At 65.3% G+C, this 25,001-nt stretch carries 24 protein-coding genes and 4 tRNA genes; 22 read left to right on the forward strand and 6 right to left on the reverse strand.

What is annotated here, in order from left to right; translation table 11 throughout:
• Nucleotides 1–27: 27 nt before the first annotated feature.
• The 3 genes from tssC to CY658_RS00625 are packed head-to-tail and all read right to left on the reverse strand — an operon-like array spanning nt 28 to nt 3,167.
• Nucleotides 28–1,521: a type VI secretion system contractile sheath large subunit gene (tssC, locus tag CY658_RS00615; protein WP_101488417.1), complete on the reverse strand. Its 1,494-nt coding sequence runs from the start codon at nt 1,519–1,521 to the stop codon at nt 28–30.
• Between the two features lie 52 nt (nt 1,522–1,573).
• Nucleotides 1,574–2,086, reverse strand: a complete 513-nt coding sequence (tssB, locus tag CY658_RS00620; protein ID WP_101488418.1) for a type VI secretion system contractile sheath small subunit — start codon at nt 2,084–2,086, stop codon at nt 1,574–1,576.
• Nucleotides 2,087–2,135: 49 nt separating this feature from the next.
• Entirely contained in the window at nt 2,136–3,167 is a 1,032-nt protein-coding gene (locus CY658_RS00625; protein WP_101488419.1) for an ImpA family type VI secretion system protein, read from the reverse strand.
• A gap of 71 nt (nt 3,168–3,238) precedes the next feature.
• On the opposite strand from CY658_RS00625, the gene tssJ reads away from it, so the two are divergent.
• The gene (gene tssJ / locus CY658_RS00630; RefSeq protein ID WP_101488420.1) at nt 3,239–3,754 is read left to right on the forward strand and encodes a type VI secretion system lipoprotein TssJ; all 516 of its coding nucleotides are present in this window, start codon (nt 3,239–3,241) and stop codon (nt 3,752–3,754) included.
• A gap of 28 nt (nt 3,755–3,782) precedes the next feature.
• On the opposite strand, the gene CY658_RS00635 is transcribed toward tssJ, so the two are convergent.
• The gene (locus CY658_RS00635) at nt 3,783–5,123 is read right to left on the reverse strand and encodes a DotU family type IV/VI secretion system protein (RefSeq protein ID WP_101488421.1); all 1,341 of its coding nucleotides are present in this window, start codon (nt 5,121–5,123) and stop codon (nt 3,783–3,785) included.
• 253 nt (nt 5,124–5,376) lie between these two features.
• On the opposite strand from CY658_RS00635, the gene CY658_RS00640 reads away from it, so the two are divergent.
• Nucleotides 5,377–6,075 carry a response regulator transcription factor gene (locus CY658_RS00640; RefSeq protein WP_101488422.1) on the forward strand — a complete coding sequence of 233 codons (699 nt, stop codon included), beginning with the start codon at nt 5,377–5,379 and terminating at the stop codon, nt 6,073–6,075.
• Nucleotides 6,076–6,090: 15 nt separating this feature from the next.
• On the opposite strand, the gene CY658_RS00645 is transcribed toward CY658_RS00640, so the two are convergent.
• A complete protein-coding gene (locus CY658_RS00645) occupies nt 6,091–7,323 on the reverse strand; it encodes an NUDIX hydrolase (protein WP_101488423.1) in 1,233 nt (410 codons plus the stop codon).
• Between the two features lie 79 nt (nt 7,324–7,402).
• On the opposite strand from CY658_RS00645, the gene CY658_RS00650 reads away from it, so the two are divergent.
• Nucleotides 7,403–8,080, forward strand: a complete 678-nt coding sequence (locus CY658_RS00650) for a phosphoglycolate phosphatase (RefSeq protein ID WP_101488424.1) — start codon at nt 7,403–7,405, stop codon at nt 8,078–8,080.
• A 12-nt stretch (nt 8,081–8,092) separates the two neighbouring features.
• Here CY658_RS00650 and CY658_RS00655 read toward each other — a convergent pair whose 3' ends face one another.
• Complete coding sequence (locus CY658_RS00655) at nt 8,093–8,698, reverse strand: chalcone isomerase family protein (RefSeq protein ID WP_101488425.1); 606 nt, start codon at nt 8,696–8,698, stop codon at nt 8,093–8,095.
• A gap of 328 nt (nt 8,699–9,026) precedes the next feature.
• On the opposite strand from CY658_RS00655, the gene trpE reads away from it, so the two are divergent.
• The 19 genes from trpE (at nt 9,027) to rpoB (ending at nt 24,980) form a co-directional block, all read left to right on the forward strand.
• Nucleotides 9,027–10,529, forward strand: a complete 1,503-nt coding sequence (trpE, locus tag CY658_RS00660; RefSeq protein ID WP_099794846.1) for an anthranilate synthase component I — start codon at nt 9,027–9,029, stop codon at nt 10,527–10,529.
• Nucleotides 10,526–10,918, forward strand: coding sequence for a GxxExxY protein (locus tag CY658_RS00665; RefSeq protein WP_056584604.1), 393 nt, complete (start codon nt 10,526–10,528; stop codon nt 10,916–10,918). The genes trpE and CY658_RS00665 overlap by 4 nt, the downstream gene beginning before the upstream one ends.
• Nucleotides 10,915–11,499 (forward strand): aminodeoxychorismate/anthranilate synthase component II, encoded by a 585-nt coding sequence (locus CY658_RS00670; RefSeq protein WP_099794847.1) that lies wholly within the window; start codon nt 10,915–10,917, stop codon nt 11,497–11,499. The genes CY658_RS00665 and CY658_RS00670 overlap by 4 nt, the downstream gene beginning before the upstream one ends.
• Nucleotides 11,500–11,504: 5 nt before the next feature.
• Nucleotides 11,505–12,563 carry a low-specificity L-threonine aldolase gene (gene ltaE, locus CY658_RS00675; protein WP_101488426.1) on the forward strand — a complete coding sequence of 353 codons (1,059 nt, stop codon included), beginning with the start codon at nt 11,505–11,507 and terminating at the stop codon, nt 12,561–12,563.
• A 36-nt stretch (nt 12,564–12,599) separates the two neighbouring features.
• Nucleotides 12,600–13,622 carry an anthranilate phosphoribosyltransferase gene (trpD, locus tag CY658_RS00680; RefSeq protein ID WP_101488427.1) on the forward strand — a complete coding sequence of 341 codons (1,023 nt, stop codon included), beginning with the start codon at nt 12,600–12,602 and terminating at the stop codon, nt 13,620–13,622.
• Between the two features lie 37 nt (nt 13,623–13,659).
• The gene (trpC, locus tag CY658_RS00685; RefSeq protein ID WP_101488428.1) at nt 13,660–14,460 is read left to right on the forward strand and encodes an indole-3-glycerol phosphate synthase TrpC; all 801 of its coding nucleotides are present in this window, start codon (nt 13,660–13,662) and stop codon (nt 14,458–14,460) included.
• Entirely contained in the window at nt 14,457–15,176 is a 720-nt protein-coding gene (locus CY658_RS00690; RefSeq protein WP_101488429.1) for a uracil-DNA glycosylase, read from the forward strand. The genes trpC and CY658_RS00690 overlap by 4 nt, the downstream gene beginning before the upstream one ends.
• Before the next feature lie 97 nt (nt 15,177–15,273).
• Nucleotides 15,274–15,359 (forward strand) — tRNA-Tyr (locus CY658_RS00695).
• Between the two features lie 65 nt (nt 15,360–15,424).
• A tRNA-Gly gene (locus CY658_RS00700) sits at nt 15,425–15,498 on the forward strand.
• 42 nt (nt 15,499–15,540) lie between these two features.
• Nucleotides 15,541–15,615: transfer RNA gene (locus CY658_RS00705), tRNA-Thr, on the forward strand.
• 73 nt (nt 15,616–15,688) lie between these two features.
• Nucleotides 15,689–16,882, forward strand: coding sequence for an elongation factor Tu (gene tuf / locus CY658_RS00710; protein ID WP_101488430.1), 1,194 nt, complete (start codon nt 15,689–15,691; stop codon nt 16,880–16,882).
• Nucleotides 16,883–16,903: 21 nt separating this feature from the next.
• Nucleotides 16,904–16,979 (forward strand) — tRNA-Trp (locus tag CY658_RS00715).
• Nucleotides 16,980–17,080: 101 nt separating this feature from the next.
• The gene (gene secE, locus CY658_RS00720; RefSeq protein WP_101488431.1) at nt 17,081–17,464 is read left to right on the forward strand and encodes a preprotein translocase subunit SecE; all 384 of its coding nucleotides are present in this window, start codon (nt 17,081–17,083) and stop codon (nt 17,462–17,464) included.
• A complete protein-coding gene (gene nusG / locus CY658_RS00725; protein ID WP_099794852.1) occupies nt 17,464–18,075 on the forward strand; it encodes a transcription termination/antitermination protein NusG in 612 nt (203 codons plus the stop codon). Before secE ends, nusG begins: the two co-directional genes overlap by 1 nt.
• A gap of 141 nt (nt 18,076–18,216) precedes the next feature.
• On the forward strand, nt 18,217–18,648 hold the full coding sequence (gene rplK, locus CY658_RS00730; protein ID WP_056584627.1) for a 50S ribosomal protein L11: 432 nt from the start codon (nt 18,217–18,219) through the stop codon (nt 18,646–18,648).
• Entirely contained in the window at nt 18,649–19,347 is a 699-nt protein-coding gene (gene rplA / locus CY658_RS00735) for a 50S ribosomal protein L1 (protein WP_101488432.1), read from the forward strand. It begins immediately after the preceding gene.
• Nucleotides 19,348–19,594: 247 nt separating this feature from the next.
• Nucleotides 19,595–20,137 carry a 50S ribosomal protein L10 gene (gene rplJ / locus CY658_RS00740; RefSeq protein WP_099794853.1) on the forward strand — a complete coding sequence of 181 codons (543 nt, stop codon included), beginning with the start codon at nt 19,595–19,597 and terminating at the stop codon, nt 20,135–20,137.
• Nucleotides 20,138–20,182: 45 nt separating this feature from the next.
• Entirely contained in the window at nt 20,183–20,554 is a 372-nt protein-coding gene (gene rplL, locus CY658_RS00745; protein ID WP_101488433.1) for a 50S ribosomal protein L7/L12, read from the forward strand.
• A gap of 301 nt (nt 20,555–20,855) precedes the next feature.
• Nucleotides 20,856–24,980, forward strand: coding sequence for a DNA-directed RNA polymerase subunit beta (gene rpoB, locus CY658_RS00750; RefSeq protein WP_101488434.1), 4,125 nt, complete (start codon nt 20,856–20,858; stop codon nt 24,978–24,980).
• Nucleotides 24,981–25,001: the final 21 nt, after the last annotated feature.

Raw genomic sequence — 25,001 nt, forward strand, 5'->3', positions numbered from 1 at the left:
AATTCAAGAAGAATCCGCAGATTTTTTTCAACCGGCGCCCTTGGCCGTCGGCAGCTTGGACACCAGCCGCAGAGAGACCGTGAGGCCTTCGAGCTGGTAGTGCGGACGCAGGAAGAACTTGGACGTGTAGTAGCCGGGATTGCCTTCCACTTCTTCCACGATCACCTCGGCGGCGGCCAGCGGCTTCTGGGCCTTGGTGGTTTCCGACGAGTTGGCGGGGTCGCCGTCCACGTAATTCATGATCCACTTGTTGAGCCAGCGCTGCATGTCCTCGCGCTCCTTGAAGCTGCCGACCTTGTCGCGCACGATGCACTTCAGGTAGTGCGCAAAGCGGTTGCAGGCAAACAGGTACGGCAGGCGCGCCGCCAGGTTGGCGTTGGCCGTGGCGTCGGGGTCGTCGTACTCGGCCGGCTTGTTCAGCGACTGGGCGCCGATGAAGGCGGCGAAGTCGGAGTTCTTGCGGTGGATCATCGACAGCAGGCCGGCCTTCGACAGCTCGGCCTCGCGCCGGTCGCTGATGGCGATTTCGGTGGGGCACTTCTGGTCCACGCCGCCGTCGTCGCTGGGGAAGGTGTGCAGCGGCAGGTTTTCGACCGCGCCGCCCGACTCGATGCCGCGGATGCGCGAACCCCAGCCGTACAGCTTGTACGAGCGGTTGATGTTGGTCGCCATCGCATAGGCGGCATTGGCCCAGGCGTACTTGCTGTGGTCGGCGCCGGCGGTGTCCTCCTCGAAGTCGAACTCTTCCACCGGGTTGGTGTTGGCGCCGTAGGGCGTGCGCGCCAAAAAGCGCGGCATGCACATACCCAGGTACTTGGAGTCGTCCGACTCGCGCAGCGAGCGCCAGCCGGCGTACTCGGGCGTGGAGAAGATCTTGGTCAGGTCGCGCGGGTTGGCCAGCTCCTGCCACGACTCCATCTGCATAAGGTTGGGACTCGCGCCGGTGATGAAGGGCGCGTGCGCCGAGGCGGCGATCTTAGCCATCTCGCCGAGCATCTCGACGTCGGGCGGGCTCTGGTCGAAGTGGTAGTCGCCCACCAGCGCGCCGAAGGGCTCGCCGCCGAACTGGCCGTACTCTTCCTCGTAGATCTTCTTGAACATCGGGCTCTGGTCCCAGGCCGCGCCTTTGAACTTCTTGAGGTTCTTGGCCAGCTCGACCTTGGAGATGTCCATCACCCGGATCTTCAGGTTCTCGTCGGTCTCGGTGTTGTTCACCATGTAGTGCAGGCCGCGCCACGCACTCTCGAGCTTCTGGTAGTCGGGGTGGTGAATGATCTTGTTCACCTGGTCGGTGAGCTTGGCGTCGATCGCGGCGATCATGGCCTGGATCGACTTGGTCACGTCCCTGCCGATGACGGTGCTGTTGCTCAGCGCCTGCTGCGCCAGCGTGAGCACGGCCGCTTCGACGGCGCTCTTGGCTTCGTCGCTGCGTGGCTTGAATTCTTTTTGCAGCAGCGACGAAAAATCGCTTCCCGCATACGCAACGTCTTTGAGTGCGCTCTGCTCGAGTGCGTCGGCCATGATGGTTTCTCCTCGTGTACCGGTGTGTGTCTGTCAGGAAATCTGAACGGGCTCAGGCGGCGGCTTCGCCGTCTTCGGGCTTCTTGCTGGCGGCCAGCGTCTGCAGCAGGGCCGGGTCTTCGAGCACCTTGGCCAGCAGGTCTTCGGCGCCGCCCTTGCCGTCCATGTAGGTCACGAGGTTCGACAGCTGCGTGCGCGCTTCGAGCAGCTTGTTGAGTGCGCCCACCTTGCGGGCCACGGCGGCGGGCGAAAAATCGTCCATGCTGTCGAAGGTGAGCTCGACCTTGAGGTCGCCTTCGCCGGTGAGCGAGTTCTCGACCGCGAAGGCGGCGCGCGGCTTCATGGCCTTCATGCGGGCGTCGAAGTTGTCGACGTCGAACTCGAGGAACTTGCGATCGACCACGGGCGCGAGCGGGTCGGCGGGCTTGCCCGACAGGTCGGCCAGCACGCCCATCACGAAGGGCAGCTGGACCTTTTTCTCCGCGCCGTACAGCTCGACGTCGTATTCGATCTGGACCCGGGGCGCGCGGTTGCGTGCGATGAATTTCTGACTGCTCTTGGCCATGGCGATGCTCCTTGCGGGAATGAAGGGGAACGGGTGGAAACGGGGTCGGTCATTCGGACTGGCGTTTGCCCGTCACGGTCTCGATGGTGTCCATCGCGCCGGGCGCGAGGTTGGCCATGATGTCCAGGAAGCTCACGCCGATGAGCTTCTTGGCGCGTTCGATCAGGAGCGGCGCGGGGTTGCCCGGCTCGGCCTGTTCGAGGTAGCGGATGACGCGGTCGAGCATCTGCACCGCGTCCTGGCGGTTCTGGATCTCGCCGCGCGCCGCGGCCGGGCGGGCCGCATTGCCAGAGGGTGCGTCGCCGTCTGCGACTGCGCCTTCATCGGCCGATGCTTCGGGCGCGCCGGCTGCTGCCGTGCAGGCCTTGGCGACCGTGCGCGACACGGTGCGCAGCGTGCCGAGGTCCACCGCGTCGGTGCGGCCGGTGCGCTCACCCAGCAGCTTCTGCAGGCGGTCCAGCAGCGCGGGAAGACCGATGGCGGCCTGCAGTTGCTCGGGGTTCGCCGCGTGCAGCGCCTCGAGCCCGCCATGCACCTGCGCGGGCGAATAGGAGGCGTCGCCGCCGACGGCGTTGAGCACGCCGTGCGCAATGGCGATGTCGCGCACGCGGATCGGGCCCACGCCGGGCGCGTTGCCCACCACGGCGTCGTACAGGTCGCGCGGCACCATGCTGTCGTCGCCGAGCGGCGCGAGTGCGTTCAGGCGCATGGTGGGGTCGTTGTCGTCGTCCGCATCCAGCTTTGGATGTATGCCGTCCCAGAAGGTGTCGAGCAGCGAGGTGAGCAGTTGCAGGCCGGTGGCGAAGCCGACCGTGCCTTGCAGGCGCGTGGCGCCGCGCAACAGCAGCACGGCGGCGCGCACGTCCTTGCTGCGGCGCAGCTGCGCGTCGGCGCGCTCGGCCACGTCGCGCCAGTCGGGTTCGACGGCGGGGATCACGGTGTCGCCGAACTGCTGTTCGGCCTTGCCCTGCGCCGCAGCGGTGAGGGCCATGAAGTCCGCGTCGTACTCCAGGTCGTCCCCGCAGGGCGAGGCCTCGCCGATGGGCGTGAGCAGTGCGTCGACGAGTTGTGGAGTCAGCATGTTGCCTGTTCGAGTTCGCTGGTGATAATCAAAGATGCGTCAGGACCGGTCAATGCAACGAAGGGAATAGCATGCGCACGTTGGGTACACACCATTCGTCCTATGAGGGCCTTCTTGCTGCTGCATCGCGGCGCCGTATCGCGGCCCTTGGCCTTGCTGCAGCGGGTCTTTGGCTGGCGGGCTGCGCGAGCAAACCGGTGGTCACGCCGGTGTCGATCACGCTCACCGCCGCCGCCGATGCCAACCCCGATGCGCGCGGTCGCGCCTCGCCGCTCACCGTGCGCGTCTATGCGCTCAAGACGCCGGGGCCCTTCGAAGGCGCCGACTTCTTCTCCCTGTTCGAGAAAGACCAGGCCACGCTCGGCGCCGAGCTGGTGCAGCGCGAAGAGATGCTGCTGCGCCCCGGCGAGAGCAAGAAGCTCGACCTCACCCTGCCGGCCGATGCCAAGGCGATCGGCGTGATGGCCGCGTTCCGCGACCTCGACCGCGCGCGCTGGCGCGAGGTGCGCGCGGTCACGCCGGGCCAGGCGCAGGTGCTCAACGTGACCTTCGGCGCGCGGCAGATCCGCGTGGACGCGGCCAAGTAGCTCCGGCGGCTGCGCGCGCTGACAACGTTCAGCGCGCCACGGTTTCCAGCGAGATGAGATCGGCGATCAGCCGCTCGCTGTTCTTGCTGGCCGCCAGCGCCTCGCGCAGGCGCAGCAGGTAGGCCGAGGCCATCTCGTACGGCGGTCGGCCGGAGGTCTCGCTGAACGGCATCGGCGCCGACAGCACGGTGATCATCACGTTGCCGAACGGCGGACTCACCAGCCAGCTCGACGGGATGTCGCGCCCCAGCTCCAGCGACTCGCCCGCGCGCAACCGCGTCGGGGCCGGCCCGGTGTTCAGGTGCATCACGGAGCCGTCGGCGGTGAAGTAGTCGACCCAGATGTAGCTCTCGTGGTGCGGCGCCACCACCTGCACGCGCACCGCATCGCCCTCGCGCAACCGGCCGTCGATGGCCGAGGGGGCGCTCACGCTGAGCCCGTGTTTCTTCTGGCGGTTGCGCGCCTGCGAGGGCTTGAGGATGGCGAACACCTCGCAATGCGGCCACACGCGCAGCCCGATGTTGAAGTGGGGCGCGCGCACGCCGGGAATGGCCGCCACGTCGTCCGCCACTTTCAGCAGGTCGTCGCGCTGCGAGACAAAACCGGTCACGCGCGGGCGGCCGTCGGCGTCGATCGACGCCTCGAGGTCGGCGCAGGCGTAGCTGGCGAGCTGCTGGTCGATGCGCTGCGTGAGCGCGGTGTCGGCGGCCGGCGGGCCAGCCTGCCAGAGCCACAGCAGGACGAGCGATGGCAACAGCACCGCGAGCGCGGCGGCGGTGCGCCGCAGGGTGCGGTCGCGTCGGCGTCGGCGCAGGGCGGCGAGGCCGCGCGGGTCATGAAGGTCGCGCACGTCGTGCGGTGGCAGCGCGGCGCCCTCTTGCGCCAGGCCTTCGAGTTCGGCCGGACGCGGCTGCAGCTGCCGGCCGTGCAGGTCCTTCAGCTTGCCCAGCTCGCCTTCGTCGCCCGACTCGAAGTAGTACTGGCCCTTGAAGCCGTGCGCCAGCGCGTGCCAGTAGACCTCGCGCACTTCGTGGTCGTGCGCGCCCAGGGCCGAGAGGTGGTGGAAGAACTCGCTGTGCGCGTTGTTGGAGTTGAACAGCTGCACCTGCAGCGGCGCGGCGCCGTCCACCGCATCGGGGTGGCGCCCCAGGATCTCGTCGAGCCACGCGACCATGGCGAAGGCGGCCGATTCGATCTGCGTGGCGCTGGCGCCCGCGTCACGGGCGTCGGCGCGCGCAATGTCGAGCAGCCGCAGCGCCTCGCGCTGGGCGTCGTCGTGGGGGAGGGTGGGGCGGCCGGCGGCAATCGATGCGTCCAGGCCGAGACCGAAGGCAATGAAGGGCGAGAAGCAGTCGAGCAGGCGGGCCATGAGGGATGCCCGCTTCTCAAGCGTGCATTGCGAAGCATGCCGTGCACCGGCGTCTGCAGCGATCGCACATGCCCATGTCCCCGGTGGTTCGAGTAGGCGTTCATTTTTTCAAGGGGCCTGTGGGGCCGCCATACCGCTTGGGGTCTATGCCGTTGGTAGGGCGCAGCGGCCTTGTGGGACGGGACAATCGCCGTTATCTTCGCAGTCGCAGAAGAATCCAATGCACATTGACGTTGGGACACTGGGGTATGCCATGAAAATTCTGATCGCCGACGACCACCGGCTCGTCATCGAGGCGGTCAAAGCCAAGTTGTCGGAGCTGGGCACCGGCATCGAGTTCGTCCTGGCGCTGAGCGTCGACGAGCTGCTTGCCGGCGCCACCGACGATCTCGACCTGGCCCTGATCGATCTCAACATGCCCGGCGCGGACGGGCAGGCCCACATCGACGAAATCCGGCGACGACACCCGGCCGTGCCCGTGATCGTGCTGTCGGGCTACGAAGACCCGTCCATCATGCGCAGCGCGCTCGAACGCGGCGTGCTCGGTTTCATTCCCAAGGCCTATTCCCCCGAAGTCATGCTGTCGGCGGTGCGCCTCGTGCTGGCGGGCGGCGTGTATGTGCCGCCGATGATGCTCACGGCGCTGCCGCCTGGCATCGTGGCCGGCGTGTCGCCGTCGTCTTCGGCAGGGGGCGAGCCCTTTGCGCGCGGCGGCAATGGCGGCGGCACCCAGACCCTCGAACACCTGCGCAACGTGCTGACCGAGCGGCAGGTCGAGGTGCTGCAGCTGCTGTCGCAAGGCAAGCCGAACAAGCTGATCGGGCGCAGCCTGGGCATCAGCGAAGGCACGGTGAAGATCCACCTCGCGGCGATCTTCCGTGCCCTCAACGTGCGCAACCGCACCGAGGCGGTGGTGGCGGCGCAGGCGTTGACGGAAGCGCAGCAGGCCTGACGCGATCGCGGCAACTCAGTCGGCGACAGCCGACGCCGGGCGGCGCATGAAGCCGCGCGAGGGCACGATCCATTCGACGATCTGATCCGTTTCGGACACGGGCGTCGTTGCGTCGTCCGTGAACAGCATGCGTTCTTCAGCCAGCAAGAAGCGCTGTGCGCCCAGCACGTGGAGCGTGGCACCGCCAAGGTCCAGGGACTGCGGCGCCGAGTCAGCCGACATCACCCATCGCACCGGTCCGGGCGCTGCCGCCCGCAGCGCGGCCTCGTGCGCCGCATCGCCGGGCACGCGGTTGATCAGCGCCCAGCCTTCGGTGCCGCCGACGAGAAAGCTGTTGAGGCCGTTGTCGTGCACGACGCGCAGCACGCGCGCGGACAGCGGCGTGACGAGGCCCGCTTCGAGCGCATAGCGACCGCCGCCCTGGCCGTCGGGGTCGAGGTGACCGATCTCGGCGTAGGCGGGCTCTTCCATGTTCACCGGGCGACGCCCTGCGGGGCCATCGGCCAGTCGCGGCATGGTCAGCGGAATGCGGCGCAGCGCGTGCGCATGCGCCATGAAGTCGTCGACGTTGGCGAAGGCGCCCAGGTGCTCGAGCACGCGCCGCGTCACGTTCATCAGCTTGAGGCCGCGCGCGGGGCTGACCGCATCGGCGGGCTTCAGCCACAGGTGTTCGACGGTCTCGCGGCCGTCGGGGCGCACCTCCTGGCCGGCGGGCATCGCCGCGGCGAAGAAGCGCGTGTCGAAGCGGCGCGGCATGCCGGGCGGCGTCAGCCAGTGGCTGAAGTAGGCGACGCGATCGACGGCGAGGCACCAGCCCCGTTGCGCGCACAGCGCGAGGAGGGCGTCGGTGCTGCGTTCGGCCGCCGCGCGCATGGCATCGAGTTCGCCCGACGTGAGCGTGAGCAGCTCGACCGGGCGGCCCTGCACATCGTTCGCGAGCAGCAGGCCGGCCTCTTCGAAGCACTCGCGGATGGCGGCCGCATGGAAGTCGAGCCCGCCTTCGGGCAGGCCCAGGCGCGCGCTCGCGGCGGCATCGTCCAGGCCCGCGCACAGCGGGTGCAGCAGGCGGTCGTGCGCATCGACCATGCCGCCCGGAAAGACGCTGGCGCCGCTGTTCTGGTCGTTGGCTTTTTCGGCCCGCCGCAGCATGAGCACCTCGAGGCCTTCGGGGCCGTCGCGCAATACGACCAGCGTGGCGGCGGTGCGGATGGGGCGGGGGGCGGAGGGCGGGGGCGTCGTGGGGGTCATGGGCGCCTATTTTGCGGCCGGGGGAGAATGCGTGCCTCGCGCATCCACCACCCACTTCGCTCCTTGGGAGCCGCCTGTTTTGGACACTCTTCGCACCGACCTCTCCCGCTTCGACGCCGCCATCGTCGACCTCGACGGCACCATGGTCGACACGCTCGGCGACTTTGCCGAGGCCCTGAACCGCATGCTGCGCGACCTCGACCTGCCGCCGGTGCCGCCCGCCGCTATCGAGCACATGGTGGGCAAGGGCTCGGAGCACCTGATCATGTCGGCGCTGGCGCACGTGGGCGCGCCGGCCCCGGCGGCGCTGTTCGATCGCGCCTGGGAGCGCTACCAGCACCACTATCTGGAGATCAACGGCCGCCATTCGGCCGCGTACCCCGGCGTGGTCGAAGGCCTGAAGGCGCTGCGCGCGCGCGGGCTGCGGCTGGCCTGCCTCACGAACAAGCCGACGGCTTTCGCCAAGCCGCTGCTGGCTGCGAAGGGGCTCGACGGTTTCTTCGAGCAGGTGTTCGGCGGCGATGCCTTCGAGCGCAAGAAGCCCGATCCGCTGCCGTTGCTGAAGACCTGCGAGGCGCTGGGCACGGTGCCGTCGCGCACGCTGATGGTGGGCGATTCGAGCAACGACGCGCGTGCCGCGCGCGCTGCCGGCTGCCCCGTGGTGCTTGTCACCTACGGCTACAACCACGGCGAGCCGGTGCGCGGCGTGGATGCGGACGGGTTCGTGGATTCGCTGGCCGACCTCGCGGCGGCCTGACGGGCTGCCTGCTTACTGCTTTCCGAGCAGCGCGTCCTTCAGCTTCCAGTCGGCCGGGTTCGGGCCCAGCCAGATGCGCATCAGCGCATTGAAGAACGCCACTTCCTTCACCGGGTCGGGCTGCGGCACGCCGCGCACCGTGATCAGCGTGCCCGTGCCGGGCAGCCAGTCGATGGTGAAGGTGTCGCCGGCCTTGAGCTGCTTCTGGTCCGCGAACATCTGGCCCATGCGCAGCAGCCCGGGGATCAGGTTGACCATCTCGCTCTTGGGCGAGTTGTCTTCCACGCCCTTGACGAAGAGCTTGCCGAGCTCGTTGGCGTCGATGTCGCGCAGCATCGTGATCGCCACGCGCTTGGGGCCCGGCACGGCCAGCGCCTCCTCGGTGGTCGAGGCCTTCTTGCCCAGGTACAGGCCGGCCGTGTAGACCTTGATGATGGTCTTGTAGCGGATGCCCGCGCCATTGAGCAGCAGCGGGGCGCCGCGCAGATCCATCTGGTCTTCGAGCTTGACGCCGGCCACGTCGACCTGCGCCGCAAAGGCGCCGCCGCAGAGCACGGCGGAAAGAAAAGCGAGCGCCGCGAGGCGGGAGAACACGGCCGGGAGCGGGAGGGCGAACAAGTGAGTCTCCTTGAATTTGCGAACGGTCGTGCGAATGTATCTTTTCGTTTTATCCCGCAGGGCCCGGGGGAACCCTGAAGCCTGCGGTTGCACAAGGCGCCGTTTTCGTGGGCTAAACTCGGCGCTCCATGTTCGTTCATCACATCATTCAAACAGGTGAAGGCAGCCGGGGAGCCTGGCCCTGGCGTCGCCATACATCGCTGACTGTTTGATTGCACGGCGCACGCCGTGCGCCCGCGGTTCCGGATCGACGCATCGATTCCGGGCCACCAGTGAATGACCTTGCCACCGGCCAAAGGAGCGCCGGCAGGCAACTGGAGAACGATCCGTGATCACCGAACTTGAATTCAAGAGCCTCAGCGCCCAGGGCTACAACCGCATCCCGCTGATGGCCGAGGCCTTTGCCGACCTCGAAACGCCTCTTTCCCTGTACCTCAAGCTCGCCCATTCGCAGGGCGGCGGCAAGCACAGCTTCCTGCTCGAATCGGTCGTAGGTGGCGAGCGCTTCGGGCGCTACAGCTTCATCGGCTTGCCGGCGCGTACCTTGTTGCGTGCCAGCGGCTTCGGCGACGAGGCCGTCACCGAAGTGGTGACCGATGGCCAGGTCGTCGAAACCGCCAAGGGCAATCCGCTGGACTTCGTGGCCGACTACCAGAAGCGATTCAAGGTCGCGCTGCGGCCCGGCCTGCCGCGCTTTTGCGGCGGCCTGGCCGGCTACTTCGGCTACGACACCGTGCGCCACATCGAGCGCAAGCTCGAAAAAAGCTGCCCGCCCGACACGCTGGGCTGCCCCGACATCCTGCTGCTGCAGTGCGAAGAACTCGCGGTCATCGACAACCTGTCGGGCAAGCTCTACCTGATCGTCTACGCCGACCCGAAGCAGCCTGAGGCCTATGCCGTGGGCAAGCGCCGCCTGCGCGAGCTGAAGGACAAGCTCAAGTACTCGGTGAGCGCGCCCGTCGTGAAGCCCACGCAGGCGCATCCGCCCGAGCGCAGCTTTGCCAAGGCCGACTACATCGCCGCTGTCGAGCGCGCGAAAGAGATGATTGCCGCCGGCGACTTCATGCAGGTGCAGGTGGGCCAGCGCATCAGCAAGCGCTACACCGAGTCGCCGTTGTCGCTGTACCGCGCGCTGCGTTCGCTGAACCCGTCGCCCTACATGTACTACTACAACCTGGGCGACTTCCACGTGGTGGGCGCCTCGCCCGAGATCCTGGTGCGCCAGGAGAACACGGGCGACGGCGAGCAGAAGATCACCATCCGCCCGCTGGCCGGCACGCGCCCGCGCGGCGCGTCGATCGAGCTCGACAAGGCGGCCGAGGTGGAGCTCATCAACGATCCGAAGGAACGCGCCGAGCACGTGATGCTGATCGACCTGGCGCGCAACGACATCGGCCGCATCGCGAAGACCGGCACCGTGAAGGTGACCGAGGCCTTCGCGGTGGAGCGCTACAGCCATGTGATGCACATCGTGAGCAACGTCGAAGGCACGCTGAAGGACGGCATGACCGCCATCGACGTGCTCAAGGCCACGTTCCCCGCCGGCACGCTGACCGGCGCGCCGAAGGTGCACGCGATGGAACTCATCGACCAGCTGGAGCCCACCAAGCGCGGCCTCTACGGCGGCGCCTGCGGCTACATCAGCTACGCCGGCGACATGGACGTGGCCATCGCGATCCGCACTGGCATCGTGAAAGACCAGATGCTGCACGTGCAGGCCGCAGCCGGCGTGGTCGCCGACTCGGTGCCCGAGCTGGAGTGGAAAGAAACAGAAGCCAAGGCGCGCGCACTCCTGCGTGCCGCCGAACTGGTCGAGGAAGGCCTGGAATGAGCAACGCACCCGACATTCAGAACGACTTCTCGCACGAGATCATCGGCGCCGCCGTCGAAGTGCAGCGCGTGCTCGGCACGGGGCTCGACGAAGGGGCCTACGCCGCGGCACTGGCCATCGAACTCGCCGAGCGCGAGATCGGCTTCACGCGCGACGTGGCGCTGTCGGCCAGCTACAAGGGCCGCTCGCTGGGCGATGTTTACCGCGCGGGCTTCGTGATCGAGCAGTCGGTCATCGTCGAGCTGAAGGCGGTCGACGTACTGACCGATCTTCACCGCGCGCAGGTGCTGGCCGCATTGCGCCTGTCGGGCCTCAAGCTGGGCCTTCTCATCAACTTCAACGTGTTCCCTGTCGTGAAGGGCGTGCACCGGATTGTGAGCAAGCCATGAAACTGCTGATGATCGACAACTACGATTCGTTCACCTACAACATCGTCCAGTACTTCGGCGAGCTGGGGGCGGACGTGCAGGTGCATCGCAACGACGAGATCACCGTCGCGCAGATCGGTGAGCTGATCGCTTCGGGCGTGACGCGGCTGGTGGTGTCGCCCGGACCGTGTTCGCCGGCCGAGGCGGGCGTGTCGGTGGCGGCCATCGAGGCCTTCGCGGGCAAGCTGCCGATTCTTGGCGTGTGCCTGGGCCACCAGGCCATCGGCGCGGCCTTCGGCGGCAAGATCGTGCGCGCGCAACAGCTCATGCACGGCAAGACCAGCGAGATCACGACCACGCAAGAGGGCGTGTTCGCGGGCCTGCCGCAGAAGTTCATCGTCAACCGGTACCACTCGCTCTCGATCGAGCGCGAGAGCTGCCCGAAGGCGCTGGCTGTCACCGCCTGGACCGACGACGGCGAGATCATGGGCGTGCGGCACACCGGCTTCGCGCACGACGTGCGCATCGAAGGCGTGCAGTTCCATCCCGAATCGATCCTCACAGAACATGGCCACGCCATGCTCAAGAACTTCCTGGACTGACCCCCATGACCGACCGCTCTTCCCTCGTCGACCTGCGCAGCGACACCGTCACGCAGCCCACGCCCGCGATGCGCGAGGCCATGGCGGCCGCACCGCTGGGCGACGACGTCTTCAGCGCCGACCCCAGCGTGAACGCGCTGCAGGAAAAGATCGCCGCACTGCTGGGCTTCGAGGCGGCGCTGTTCGTGCCCACCGGCACGCAGAGCAACCTGTGCGCGATCCTGTCGCACTGCGGCCGCGGCGACGAGTACATCGTCGGCCAGCAGGCGCATGCCTACCGCTGGGAGGGCGGCGGTGCCGCGGTGTTCGGCAGCGTGCAGCCGCAGCCGCTCGACCATGCGCCCGACGGCACGCTGCCGCTCGCGCAGATCGAGGCGGCCATCAAGCCCGACGACGCGCACTTTGCGCGCACGAAGCTGCTGGCGCTGGAGAACACGCTGGGCGGCAAGCTGCTGCCGTTCGACTACGTGCAGGCGGCGACCGACCTGGCGAAGCGCAAGGGTCTGCAACGGCACCTCGATGGCGCGCGGCTCTTCAATGCCGCCACCGCGCAGGCTGCTCAGAACAAGCGAACCGATATTCGCGCCGAAGCCCGCCGCATCGCGCAGTGCTTCGACAGCGTGTCGGTGTGCTTCAGCAAAGGCCTGGGCGCACCGATCGGCTCGGCGCTGGTCGGCTCGCGTGACTTCATTGCGCGCGCGCACCGCATCCGCAAGATGGCGGGCGGCGGCATGCGGCAGGCGGGCCTGTTGGCGGCTGCGGCCTCGCATGCGCTCGACCACCATGTCGACCGACTGGCCGAAGACCATGCGCTGGCGCAGCGGCTCGCACAGGGGCTCGAAGGCATCGAAGGGCTGACCGTCGAGGCGCCGCACACGAACATCGTGTTCGTCGACCTCACGGGCGCGGCGCAGGCGCTTTCTTCGGAGCTGCTCGCCAGCCTCAACCAGCAGGGCATCCTCGCGACCGGGCTGTACCGCTTGCGCTTCGTGACGCACCTGGATGTCGATGCCGCAGGCGTCGACCGCGCTGTCGCGGCGATCCGCGGCTTCTTCAGGGCCTGAGGCCTGCCGATACGCACACACCGAGGAGACATTCTCATGATCACCCCCCAGGAAGCGCTGCAGCGCACCATCGAACACCGCGAAGTCTTCCACGACGAGATGCTGCACATCGTGCGGCTCATCATGAGCGGCGAGTGTTCGCCCGTGATGATGGCCGCGCTGATCACCGGCCTGCGCGTCAAGAAGGAAACCATCGGCGAGATCACCGCCGCAGCAGAGGTGATGCGCGAGGTGTCGACCAAGGTGCCCGTGGCCGACACCACGAACCTAGTGGACATCGTCGGCACCGGCGGCGACGGCTCGCACACCTTCAACATCTCGACCTGCTCGATGTTCGTGGCGGCCGCGGGCGGCGCCAAGGTCAGCAAGCATGGCGGGCGCAGCGTGTCGAGCAAGTCGGGCAGTGCAGACGTGCTGGAGTCGCTGGGCGTCAACATCAACCTCAAGCCCGAGCAGATCGCGCAGTGCATCGCGCAGGTCGGCATCGGCTTCATGTTCGCGCCGAACCACCACCCCGCGATGAAGAACGTCGCGCCGGTGCGCAAGGAACTCGGCATCAAGACGATCTTCAACATCCTCGGCCCGCTGACCAACCCGGCCGGCGCACCGAACATCCTGATGGGCGTGTTTCACCCCGACCTCGTGGGCATTCAGGTGCGTGCGCTGCAGCGCCTCGGCGCCGAGCACGCGCTGGTGGTCTACGGCCGCGACGGCATGGACGAGATCTCGCTGGGCGCGTCCACCATGATCGGCGAGCTCAAGGACGGCGAAATCCGCGAGTACGAGCTGCACCCGGAAGACTTCGGCTTCCAGATGGCGAGCAACCGTTCGCTGCGCGTCGAGACGCCCGAGCAGTCGAAGACCATGCTGATGGGCGTGCTGGACAACCAGGCCGGCCCGGCGCTGGACATCGTGCTCCTCAACGCGGGCGCGGCGCTGTACGCGGCCAACGTGGTCGATTCGGTGCCGGCGGGCGTGGAGCGTTCGCGCCAAGCCATCGCGTCCGGTGCGGCCAAGGCCAAGCTCGCCGAGCTGGTCGCGGCCACCACCTCCTTCTGAGAATCAGGCCGTCGTGCCACCGAAAGCAGAGCAAGCCATGTCAGACATTCTCGACAAGATCGTCGCCGTCAAACGCCAGGAAGTCGCCGCTGCGCTGAAGCGTGCCCCGCTCGAGGCCGTGCGCTTCGACGCCGAAAGCCGCGTGCTCACGCGCGACTTCGAAGCCGCACTGCGCGCCAAGGTCGCGGCCGGCCAGGCGGCGGTGATCGCCGAGGTCAAGAAAGCCAGCCCGAGCAAGGGCGTGCTGCGTGAAGACTTCATTCCGGCCGATATCGCGCAAAGCTATGCCGAGGGCGACGGCGTGGTCAGCGCGGCCTGCCTCTCGGTGCTGACCGACAAGCAGTTCTTCCAGGGCGGCGTCGACTACCTGAAGCAGGCGCGCGCCTCGTGCGACCTGCCCGTGCTGCGCAAGGATTTCATCATCGACGCCTACCAGGTGTACGAGTCGCGCGCGATGGGCGCCGACGCGATCCTGCTGATCGCCGCCTGCCTCGACGACACGCAGATGAAGGACTACGAAGCCATCGCGCGCGGACTGGGCATGGCGGTACTGGTCGAGGTGCACGACGCGGCCGAACTCGAGCGCGCGCTGAAGCTCAAGACGGCGCTCATCGGCGTCAACAACCGCAACCTGCGCAACTTCGAGGTGTCGATCCAGGCGACGATCGATTTGCTGCCGAGGCTGCCGGCGGATCGCCTGCCAGTGACCGAGTCGGGCATTGCCACGCGCGAGGACGTCGCCACGCTGCGCGCCGCGGGCGTCAACGCCTTTCTGGTCGGCGAAGCCTTCATGCGCGCCAAGGAGCCCGGCGAGGCCCTCGCCGCATTGTTCAAATGACGCGGCCGGATCAGCTGTCGAGCAGCGATCCTGCCGACTGGCCGGTGGCGCCGGGCTGGCAGCCGCTGGTCGACGAGTTCTTTGCGGGCGCTGTCGGGCAGAAGCTGCAGGGTTTTCTGCGCGAGCGCCTCGACGCCGGGGCGGTGATCTTTCCGCCGCAGCCGCTGCGGGCGCTCGAACTCACGCCGCCGGAAGACGTGCGGGTCGTGATCCTGGGCCAGGACCCGTACCACGGGCGAGGGCAGGCCGAGGGGCTGGCCTTCTCGGTGGCGTCGGGCGTGGCCCTGCCACCGTCGCTGCGCAACATCTTCAAGGAGCTCCAGCGCGACCTGGGCACGCCGCCGCCGGCGTTTCCGAACCCGGGCGGCAGCCTCGTGAAATGGGCGACGCACGGCGTGCTGCTGCTCAACACCTGTCTCACGGTCGAAGAAGCCCAGCCAGCCAGCCATGCAGGCCGCGGCTGGGAGGTGCTCACCGATGCGGTGATTCGCCATGTGGCGCAGGGCGAACGGCCTGTTGTTTTTATGCTATGGGGTTCGCACGCGCAGAGTAAGCGCGCGTTGATTGATGTTGAGCGCCATAAGGTGCTGATGTCGAATCATCCCTCGCCGCTTTCGGCGCTTCGACCGCCGGTTCCGTTCATCGGCTGCGGCCATTTCAGCGAAGCCCGTGCATGGCGTGAGGCGCAGCAGTCGGGAGGCTCCGAACTTCGCTGATAATCAGAGGCTTCACACCTCGAGCAGGTTTCCCCGCTTCATCTTTTGCTGGGAATCCTGTGTAGTCACAAAATCGTGCTATATTTCGAGGTTCGCCGGAGAGGTGGCCGAGTGGTTAATGGCAGCAGACTGTAAATCTGCCCTCTTACGAGTACGCTGGTTCGAATCCAGCCCTCTCCACCAGCGATGAATTTGGTTTCTAAGAGCGATTGGATCTAGCGCTTTGGGTGCCTTGAAGTGCCCCCGATGCGGGAGTAGTTCAATGGTAGAACCCCAGCCTTCCAAGCTGATGACGCGGGTTCGATTCCCGTCTCCCGCTCCAGAGACCCTGTTCGGCGCCGGAAGCGATTTGGTTAGAACAAAAGCCCTTTTGGCTCAGTGGTAGAGCACTCCCTTGGTAAGGGAGAGGTCGCGGGTCCGATTCCCGCAAAGGGCACCAGTTTTCTGGGGTTGCAACGACAGGCTTGCGACCCATCTGCATGCGTTGAAATCGTTTTTTTCGGAGTCGAAAAATGGCAAAAGGTAAATTCACCCGCACCAAGCCGCACGTGAACGTGGGCACGATCGGTCACGTTGACCACGGCAAGACGACGCTGACGGCTGCGATCGCAACCGTTCTGTCGGCCAAGTTCGGCGGCGAAGCCAAGGCTTACGACCAGATCGACGCAGCGCCCGAAGAAAAGGCCCGCGGCATCACGATCAACACCGCGCACGTCGAGTACGAAACGGCCAACCGCCACTACGCACACGTCGACTGCCCCGGTCACGCCGACTATGTGAAGAACATGATCACGGGCGCCGCTCARATGGACGGCGCCATCCTGGTGTGCTCGGCCGCTGACGGCCCGATGCCCCAGACCCGTGAACACATCCTGCTGGCTCGCCAGGTGGGCGTGGGYTACATCATYGTTTTCCTGAACAAGTGCGACATGGTCGACGACGCCGAGCTGCTCGAGCTGGTCGAAATGGAAGTGCGCGAGCTGCTCGACAAGTACGAGTTCCCTGGCGACGACACCCCCATCATCCACGGCTCGGCCAAGCTCGCTCTCGAAGGCGACAAGGGCAAGCTGGGCGAAGAGGCCATCCTGAAGCTGGCCGAGGCGCTGGACACGTACATCCCCACGCCTGAGCGCGCTGTGGACGGCACGTTCCTGATGCCCGTCGAAGACGTGTTCTCGATCTCGGGTCGCGGCACTGTGGTGACCGGCGCTGTCGAGCGCGGCGTGATCAAGGTCGGCGAAGAAATCGAAATCGTCGGCATCCGCCCGACGGTCAAGACCACCTGCACCGGCGTGGAAATGTTCCGCAAGCTGCTGGACCAAGGTCAAGCTGGCGACAACGTCGGCGTGTTGCTGCGCGGCACGAAGCGCGAAGAAGTCGAACGCGGCCAAGTGCTGTGCAAGCCCGGCTCGATCAAGCCGCACGTGCACTTCACCGCTGAGGTGTATGTCCTGTCCAAGGACGAAGGTGGCCGTCACACGCCGTTCTTCAACAACTACCGTCCGCAGTTCTACTTCCGCACGACGGACGTGACCGGCGCGATCGAGCTGCCCACGGACAAGGAAATGGTCATGCCCGGCGACAACGTCAGCATCACCGTCAAGCTGATCAACCCGATCGCAATGGAAGAAGGCCTGCGCTTCGCCATCCGTGAAGGCGGCCGTACCGTGGGTTCGGGCGTCGTGGCCAAGATCCTCGACATCTAAGCCAAGCGTAAAGAGTACCGGAGGGGTATAGCTCAATTGGCAGAGCGTCGGTCTCCAAAACCGAAGGTTGTAGGTTCGATTCCTACTGCCCCTGCCACCTAGGTGGCACCCCGACAAGCCCATCGCGATCCGGTGGGCTTCGGCGTCTCAAGGGACGCATTGAATTGAAGGCCGCAAGGTCACAGGAAATCAGCCGACATGGCCACTTCTCAAATCGAAACCGTGAGCACGGGTGCCGACAAAGCCAAGCTGGCTGCGGCGGTGGTGCTGGCAGTGAGCGCCATCGTGGCGTTCTACCTGCTGTCGCGCCAAGGCTCGCTGGTGCAATGGGCTGCGCTGCTGGTCGGCTTGGCTGCGGCCGTGGGCGCCTTCGGCAGTTCCGAGAATGGCCGTCAGCTGTGGGCTTTCGGCCGTGATTCGTGGCGCGAGGTCAAGAAGGTCGTGTGGCCGACCCGCAAGGAATCGATGCAGATGACGGCCTATGTGTTCGCCTTCGTGGCGATCATGTCCGTCTTCCTCTGGCTCACCGACAAGACGCTCGAATGGGTGTTCTTTGACCTCATTCTGGGCTGGAGAAAATAATGACCGACGACGCAGTTGAAACCACGCCGAGCACGCCGGAAGAGGAGAAAAACCCCCTTCTGATGCCTGCTGCCAACCCTGATCTGCGGTGGTATGTGGTGCATGCCTATTCGGGCATGGAGAAAGCTGTCGAGCGCAACATCACTGAGCGCATCACCCGCGCCGGCATGCAGGACAAGTTCGGCCGCATCCTGGTCCCGACCGAAGAAGTGGTCGAAATCAAGAACGGCCAGAAGCGCACCACCGAGCGCCGCTTCTTCCCGGGCTACGTGCTGGTCGAAATGATCATGGACGACGAGAGCTGGCACCTGGTGAAGCACACCAACAAGGTGACGGGTTTCGTGGGCGGCGCCAAGAACCGTCCGGCTCCGATCTCGCAGAAAGAGGTCGAGGACATCGTCAACCAGATGCAGCAGGGCACCGAGAAGCCGCGCCACAAGGTCGAATTCACCGTGGGCGAGTTCGTGCGCGTCAAGGAAGGCCCGTTCACCGACTTCAATGGCACGGTGGAAGACGTCAACTACGAGAAGAGCAAGGTCAGCGTGTCGGTCATGATTTTCGGCCGCGCCACCCCTGTGGAGCTCGAATTCGGTCAGGTCGAGAAGACCTGATCCCACGGCCTGCCTTCGGGCGGGCCTGCCAGTTTCCGGCTGCGCGTTGTCCGACTCGGCGCGCGGCTTTGATCGAAGAGTCGTTTAACCCCGGGGAGCCGCGGCGAAAGCCAAGGCGATATCACCCGCAAGGAGCAAAGCATGGCGAAAAAAATCGTCGGCTTCATCAAGCTGCAAGTACCAGCTGGTAAGGCCAACCCGTCACCACCCATCGGTCCCGCACTGGGCCAGCGTGGTTTGAACATCATGGAGTTCTGCAAGGCGTTCAACGCGCAAACCCAAGGCGTCGAGCCGGGTCTGCCGCTGCCGGTGGTCATCACCGCGTTCGCTGACAAGAGCTTCACCTTCATCATCAAGACGCCCCCGGCGATCACCTTGATCAAGAAGGCCATCAAGCTGGACAAGGGCTCGGCCCGTCCGCACACCGACAAGGTCGGCAAGATCACGCGCGCTCAGCTCGAAGAAATTGCCAAGGCCAAGATGAAGGACCTGACTGCCGCCGACCTCGACGCAGCAGTTCGCACCATCGCCGGCTCGGCCCGCTCGATGGGCGTGAATGTGGAGGGCGTGTAAATGTCCAAGATCACCAAGAAGCAAAAGTCGCTCGAAGGCAAGGTCGACAGCAACAAGCTGTACGCCCTGGCTGACGCCATCGTCATCGTCAAGGACGCCGCCACCGCCAAGTTCGACGAATCGATCGACGTGGCTGTGCAGCTCGGCATCGACGCGAAGAAGTCGGACCAAGTGGTTCGTGGCGCTGTCGTGCTGCCGAACGGCACCGGCAAGACCAAGCGCGTCGCTGTGTTCGCCCAAGGCGCCAAGGCTGAAGAAGCCAAGGCCGCCGGCGCCGACATCGTCGGCATGGACGACCTGGCTGCGATGGTCAAGGCTGGCGACATGCCTTTCGACGTCGTGATCGCTGCCCCTGACGCCATGCGCGTCGTCGGTACGCTCGGTCAGATCCTCGGCCCGCGTGGCCTGATGCCCAACCCCAAGGTTGGCACCGTGACGCCTGACGTCGCAACCGCTGTCAAGAACGCCAAGGCTGGCCAGGTCCAGTTCCGCGTCGACAAGGCCGGCATCATCCACGGCACGATCGGCCGTCGCTCGTTCGACAACGACAAGCTGCAAGGCAACCTCGCTGCGCTGATCGACGCTCTGGTCAAGGCCAAGCCCGCGACCAGCAAGGGTGTGTACCTGCGCAAGGTGGCTGTGTCGTCGACCATGGGTCTGGGTGTCCGCGTGGACACGCAAACCATCTCGGCGAGCTGAAGAGATTGGCCCGGCTCTGAAAGGAGCAGGGCGAATGTGGTGGGTCGCGGCAGCTTCGGTTGCCGCGAGCCATCCAAGACCGCTGGTGTGCAGGGCGCTGCACTTAATGGCCGGATCGATCCTTCCGGTATCCAGCGCAGATGGCGACCCCACTGCAAGGAATTTGATTTTTGTTCCGAAACAGTTGGTCGCTGCATGAAGCGCGATCCGAGGCCCCGGCCGAAGGTCGCATTAAAAGGAGTAGACCTTGAGTCTGAATCGCAGTGAGAAAGAAGCGGTCATCAGTGATGTGACCAGCCTCGCCGCAAAAGCTCAAACGCTCGTGATGGCGGAATACCGTGGTATTTCGGTTGCCGACATGACCAAACTGCGTGCCGAAGCTCGCAGCAAGGGTGTGACCCTGAGTGTTCTGAAGAACACCCTGGCACGCCGTGCTGTGGCTGGTAGCGCATTTGAAGTCATTGGCGACCAGATGACCGGTCCGCTGATCTACGGCTTTTCCGAAGACGCAGTGGCCGCCGCCAAGGTGGTGGCCGACTTCGCGAAGACCAACGACAAGTTGGTGATTCGCGGTGGTGCGTTTGGCGGCAAGGCCCTGGACGTGAACGGCGTGAAGCAGCTCGCAAGCATCCCTTCGAAGGAAGTGCTGTTGGCGCAACTGCTGGGCTTGATGCAGTCCCCGATTTCCCGTACGGCACGCGTTCTCGCGGCGCTGGCCGCGAAGCGTGGCGAAGGCGAAGCAGCACCCGCAACCGATGCACCGGCGGAAGCCGAAGCGCAGCCCGCGTAAGCGGCCCGCGTTCGAAATATTCAACCCAATTGTTAGGAAACAAAAATGGCATTCGATAAAGACGCATTTCTGACCGCGCTTGACGGCATGACGGTCCTGGAACTCAACGACCTGGTGAAAGCCATCGAAGAGAAGTTTGGCGTGAGCGCTGCCGCCATGGCAGGCCCCGCAGCTGCCGGCCCCGCCGCTGCAGCCGTTGAAGAACAAACCGAATTCAACGTCATGCTGATGGATGCTGGCGCGAACAAGGTGTCGGCGATCAAGGCCGTGCGCGAAATCACCGGCCTGGGCCTCAAGGAAGCCAAGGACCTGGTGGAAGCCGCTCCCAAGGCTGTCAAGGAAGGCCTGTCGAAGGCTGACGCTGAAGCCGCCAAGAAGAAGCTGGAAGATGCCGGCGCCAAGGTGGAACTGAAGTAATTCAGACCCCCTAGAGGGCTGGAGGTGCCTGAAAAGGCCCTCCAGCCTTTGCCGCTTTCAGAGCGCACCCAAAAGCCGGCTTGGTTCCGGCTTTCCCGAAGACCGAAAGGTCGACGGAAAAGCAAAAACCAAGACGATTTTTGAGTGTCTTCTGAACCCGACTGCAGAAGACCCCTTGGTTCGGGCGATGTGCAATGCATCGCCGTCCGCCAACGGCTGGTAGTGGCCAGCCGCCAAGCAGTGATGCCGTTCGTCCGGCATCGCTGACAAGTCGCTGAAGATCTCAAGCACCGGAGCTCTCATGGCCCAATCGTCCGCGTACAGTTACACCGAACGCAAGCGCATCCGAAAAAGTTTCGGTAACCGCGACAGCGTCGTCGAAATCCCTTACCTGCTGCAGATGCAGAAAGACGCGTACACCGCGTTCTTGCAAGCCGGCATCGCCCCCAAACAACGCACCGTCGAAGGCCTGCAGGCCGCGTTCGACGCCGCCTTCCCGATCGTCTCGCACAACGGTTTCGTCGAGATGAAGTTCCTCGAGTACAACCTGGCGAAGCCGGCGTTCGATGTGCGTGAGTGCCAGACCCGTGGTCTGACCTTCGCCTCGGCCGTGCGCGCCAAGGTGCAGCTCATCATCTATGACCGCGAGTCGTCGACGTCGCAGTCGAAGGTGGTCAAGGAAGTGAAGGAACAAGAGGTCTACATGGGCGAAGTGCCGCTCATGACCGACAAGGGTTCGTTCATCATCAACGGCACCGAGCGCGTGATCGTCTCGCAGCTGCACCGTTCGCCCGGCGTGTTCTTCGAACACGACAAGGGCAAGACGCACAGCTCGGGCAAGCTGCTGTTCTCGGCCCGCGTGATTCCTTACCGCGGTTCGTGGCTCGACTTCGAATTCGACCCGAAGGACATGCTGTACTTCCGCGTGGACCGTCGCCGCAAGATGCCGGTCACGATCCTGCTGAAGGCCATCGGCCTGAACCCGGAATCGATCCTCGCGAACTTCTTCGTGAACGACAACTTCCGCCTGATGGACAGCGGCGCGCAGATGGAGTTCGTCTCCGAGCGCCTGCGCGGCGAAGTCGCGCGCTTCGACATCACCGACAAGTCGGGCAAGGTCGTGGTCGCCAAGGACAAGCGCGTCACGGCGCGCCACACGCGTGAGCTCGAGCAGGGCGGCACCACGCACATCAGCGTGCCGGAAGACTTCCTGATTGGTCGCGTGATCGCCCGCAACATCGTCGACGCCGACTCCGGTGAAATCCTGGCCAAGGCCAACGACGAACTGACCGAAGCACTGCTGAAGAAGCTGCGCACCTCGGGCGTGCAGGACATCCAGGTCATCTACACGAACGAACTGGACCAGGGCGCGTACATCTCGCAGACGCTGCGCATCGACGAAACCGTCGATGAGTTCGCCGCGCGCGTGGCCATCTACCGCATGATGCGCCCCGGCGAGCCACCGACGGAAGACGCAGTGCAGGCCCTGTTCCAGCGCCTGTTCTACAACCCGGACACGTACGACCTGTCGCGCGTGGGCCGCATGAAGTTCAACGCCAAGGTTGGCCGCGACGAATCGACCGGCCCGATGGTGCTGACCAACGAAGACATCCTGGCTGTCGTCAAGATCCTCGTGGACCTGCGCAACGGCAACGGCGAAGTCGACGACATCGACCACCTGGGCAACCGCCGCGTGCGTTGCGTCGGCGAACTGGCCGAAAACCAGTACCGCACCGGCCTGGCACGTATCGAGAAGGCCGTGAAGGAACGTCTGGGTCAGGCCGAGCAAGAGCCGCTGATGCCGCACGACCTGATCAACAGCAAGCCGATCTCGGCCGCGCTGAAGGAATTCTTCGGTGCGTCGCAGCTGTCGCAGTTCATGGACCAGACGAACCCGCTGTCCGAAATCACCCACAAGCGCCGCGTGTCGGCTCTTGGCCCGGGTGGTCTGACGCGTGAACGTGCAGGCTTCGAAGTTCGTGACGTGCACGTGACCCATTACGGCCGCGTGTGCCCGATCGAAACGCCTGAAGGCCCGAACATCGGCCTGATCAACTCGCTGGCCCTGTACGCCCGCCTGAACGAATACGGCTTCATCGAGACGCCGTACCGTCGCGTGGTCGACAGCAAGGTCACGATGGACATCGACTACCTGTCGGCCATCGAAGAAGGCAAGTACGTCATCGCCCAGGCCAATGCGGTCCTGGACAAGGACGGCAAGCTGACCGGCGACCTGGTCTCGGCGCGTGAAGCCGGCGAATCGATCCTGGTCGGTGCCGAACGCATCCAGTACATGGACGTGTCGCCCGCGCAGATCGTGTCGGTGGCTGCCTCGCTCGTGCCGTTCCTGGAGCACGACGATGCGAACCGCGCGCTGATGGGCGCCAACATGCAGCGTCAGGCCGTGCCTGTGCTGCGTCCCGAAAAGCCGATGGTCGGTACCGGCATCGAGCGCGTTTCCGCGGTCGACTCGGGCACCGTGGTCACGGCCACCCGCGGCGGTATCGTCGATTACGTCGATGCGACCCGTGTCGTGGTGCGCGTGAACGACGCCGAAGCGGCAGCCGGTGAAGTCGGTGTGGACATCTATAACCTGATCAAGTATCAGCGTTCGAACCAGAACACCAACATCCACCAGCGCCCCATCGTCAAGCGCGGCGACAAGATCGCCAAGGGCGACGTGGTGGCCGACGGTGCATCGACCGACCTCGGCGAACTGGCCCTCGGCCAGAACATGCTGATCGCGTTCATGCCCTGGAACGGCTACAACTTCGAAGACTCGATCCTGATCTCCGAACGCGTCGTCGCCGAAGACCGCTACACCTCGATCCACATCGAGGAACTGGTGGTGATGGCGCGCGATACGAAGCTGGGCGCCGAAGAAATCACGCGCGACATCCCGAACCTGGCCGAGCAGCAGCTCAACCGCCTCGACGAATCCGGCATCATTTATGTCGGCGCCGAAGTGCAGCCGGGCGACACGCTGGTGGGCAAGGTCACGCCGAAGGGCGAGACCACGCTGACGCCGGAAGAGAAGCTGCTTCGCGCCATCTTCGGCGAGAAGGCTTCCGACGTGAAGGACACCTCGCTGCGTGTGGACCAGGGCTCGCAAGGCACTGTGATCGACGTGCAGGTGTTCACCCGCGAAGGCATCCAGCGCGACAAGCGCGCCCAGCAGATCATCGACGACGAGCTCAAGCGCTTCCGCCTCGACCTGAACGACCAGCTGCGCATCGTCGAAGCCGACGCGTTCGACCGTATCGAGAAGCTGCTGACCGGCAAGGTCGCCAACGGCGGCCCGAACAAGCTGGCCAAGGGCACCAAGCTCGACAAGGCCTACCTGTCGTCGGTCGAGAAGTTCCACTGGTTCGACATCCGCCCGGCGGAAGACGAAGTGGCAACGCAGCTCGAATCGATCAAGAACTCGCTCGAGCAAACGCGTCACAGCTTCGACCTCGCGTTCGAAGAAAAGCGCAAGAAGCTCACGCAGGGCGACGAGCTGCCCGCGGGCGTGCTCAAGATGGTCAAGGTCTACTTGGCCGTCAAGCGCCGCCTGCAACCCGGCGACAAGATGGCCGGCCGTCACGGCAACAAGGGTGTGGTGTCCAAGATCGTTCCGGTCGAAGACATGCCCCACATGGCCGACGGCACGCCGTGCGACATCTGCCTGAACCCGCTGGGCGTGCCTTCGCGGATGAACGTGGGCCAGGTGCTTGAAGTGCACTTGGGCTGGGCCGGCAAGGGCATCGGCCAGCGCATCGGTGACATGCTGCAGCAAGAGGCCAAGGTGGCCGAGCTGCGCAAGTTCCTGGAGCAGCTGTACAACGGCTCGGGCCGCAAGGAAGAGCTCGGCCAGCTGAGCGACACCGAGCTGCTCGATATGGCGGCCAACCTGCAAAGCGGCGCGACCTTCGCGACGCCGGTGTTCGACGGCGCCTCGGAAGAAGAAATCCGCGGCATGCTGAAGCTCGCCTACCCGGACGACATCGCCAAGCTCAAGGGCCTGACCGATACGCGCACGCAGGCGTACCTGTACGACGGCCGCACCGGCGATCAGTTCGAGCGTCCCGTCACTGTCGGCTACATGCACTTCTTGAAGCTGCACCACTTGGTCGACGACAAGATGCACGCCCGTTCGACCGGCCCGTACTCGCTCGTCACGCAACAACCGCTGGGCGGCAAGGCCCAGTTCGGTGGCCAGCGCTTCGGTGAAATGGAAGTGTGGGCACTGGAAGCCTACGGCGCCGCTTACGTGCTGCAGGAAATGCTGACCGTGAAGTCCGACGACGTGGTCGGCCGCACCAAGGTGTACGAGTCGATCGTCAAGGGCGAACACTCGATCGAAGCCGGCATGCCGGAATCGTTCAACGTGCTGGTCAAGGAAATTCGTTCGCTGGGTCTCGACATCGAGCTCGAGCGTTCCTAAGTTGAAAAGGGAAAGAGTCTT

Origin of the sequence: Variovorax sp. RO1, assembly GCF_002849325.1 — a bacterium.
Taxonomy (GTDB): domain Bacteria; phylum Pseudomonadota; class Gammaproteobacteria; order Burkholderiales; family Burkholderiaceae_C; genus Variovorax.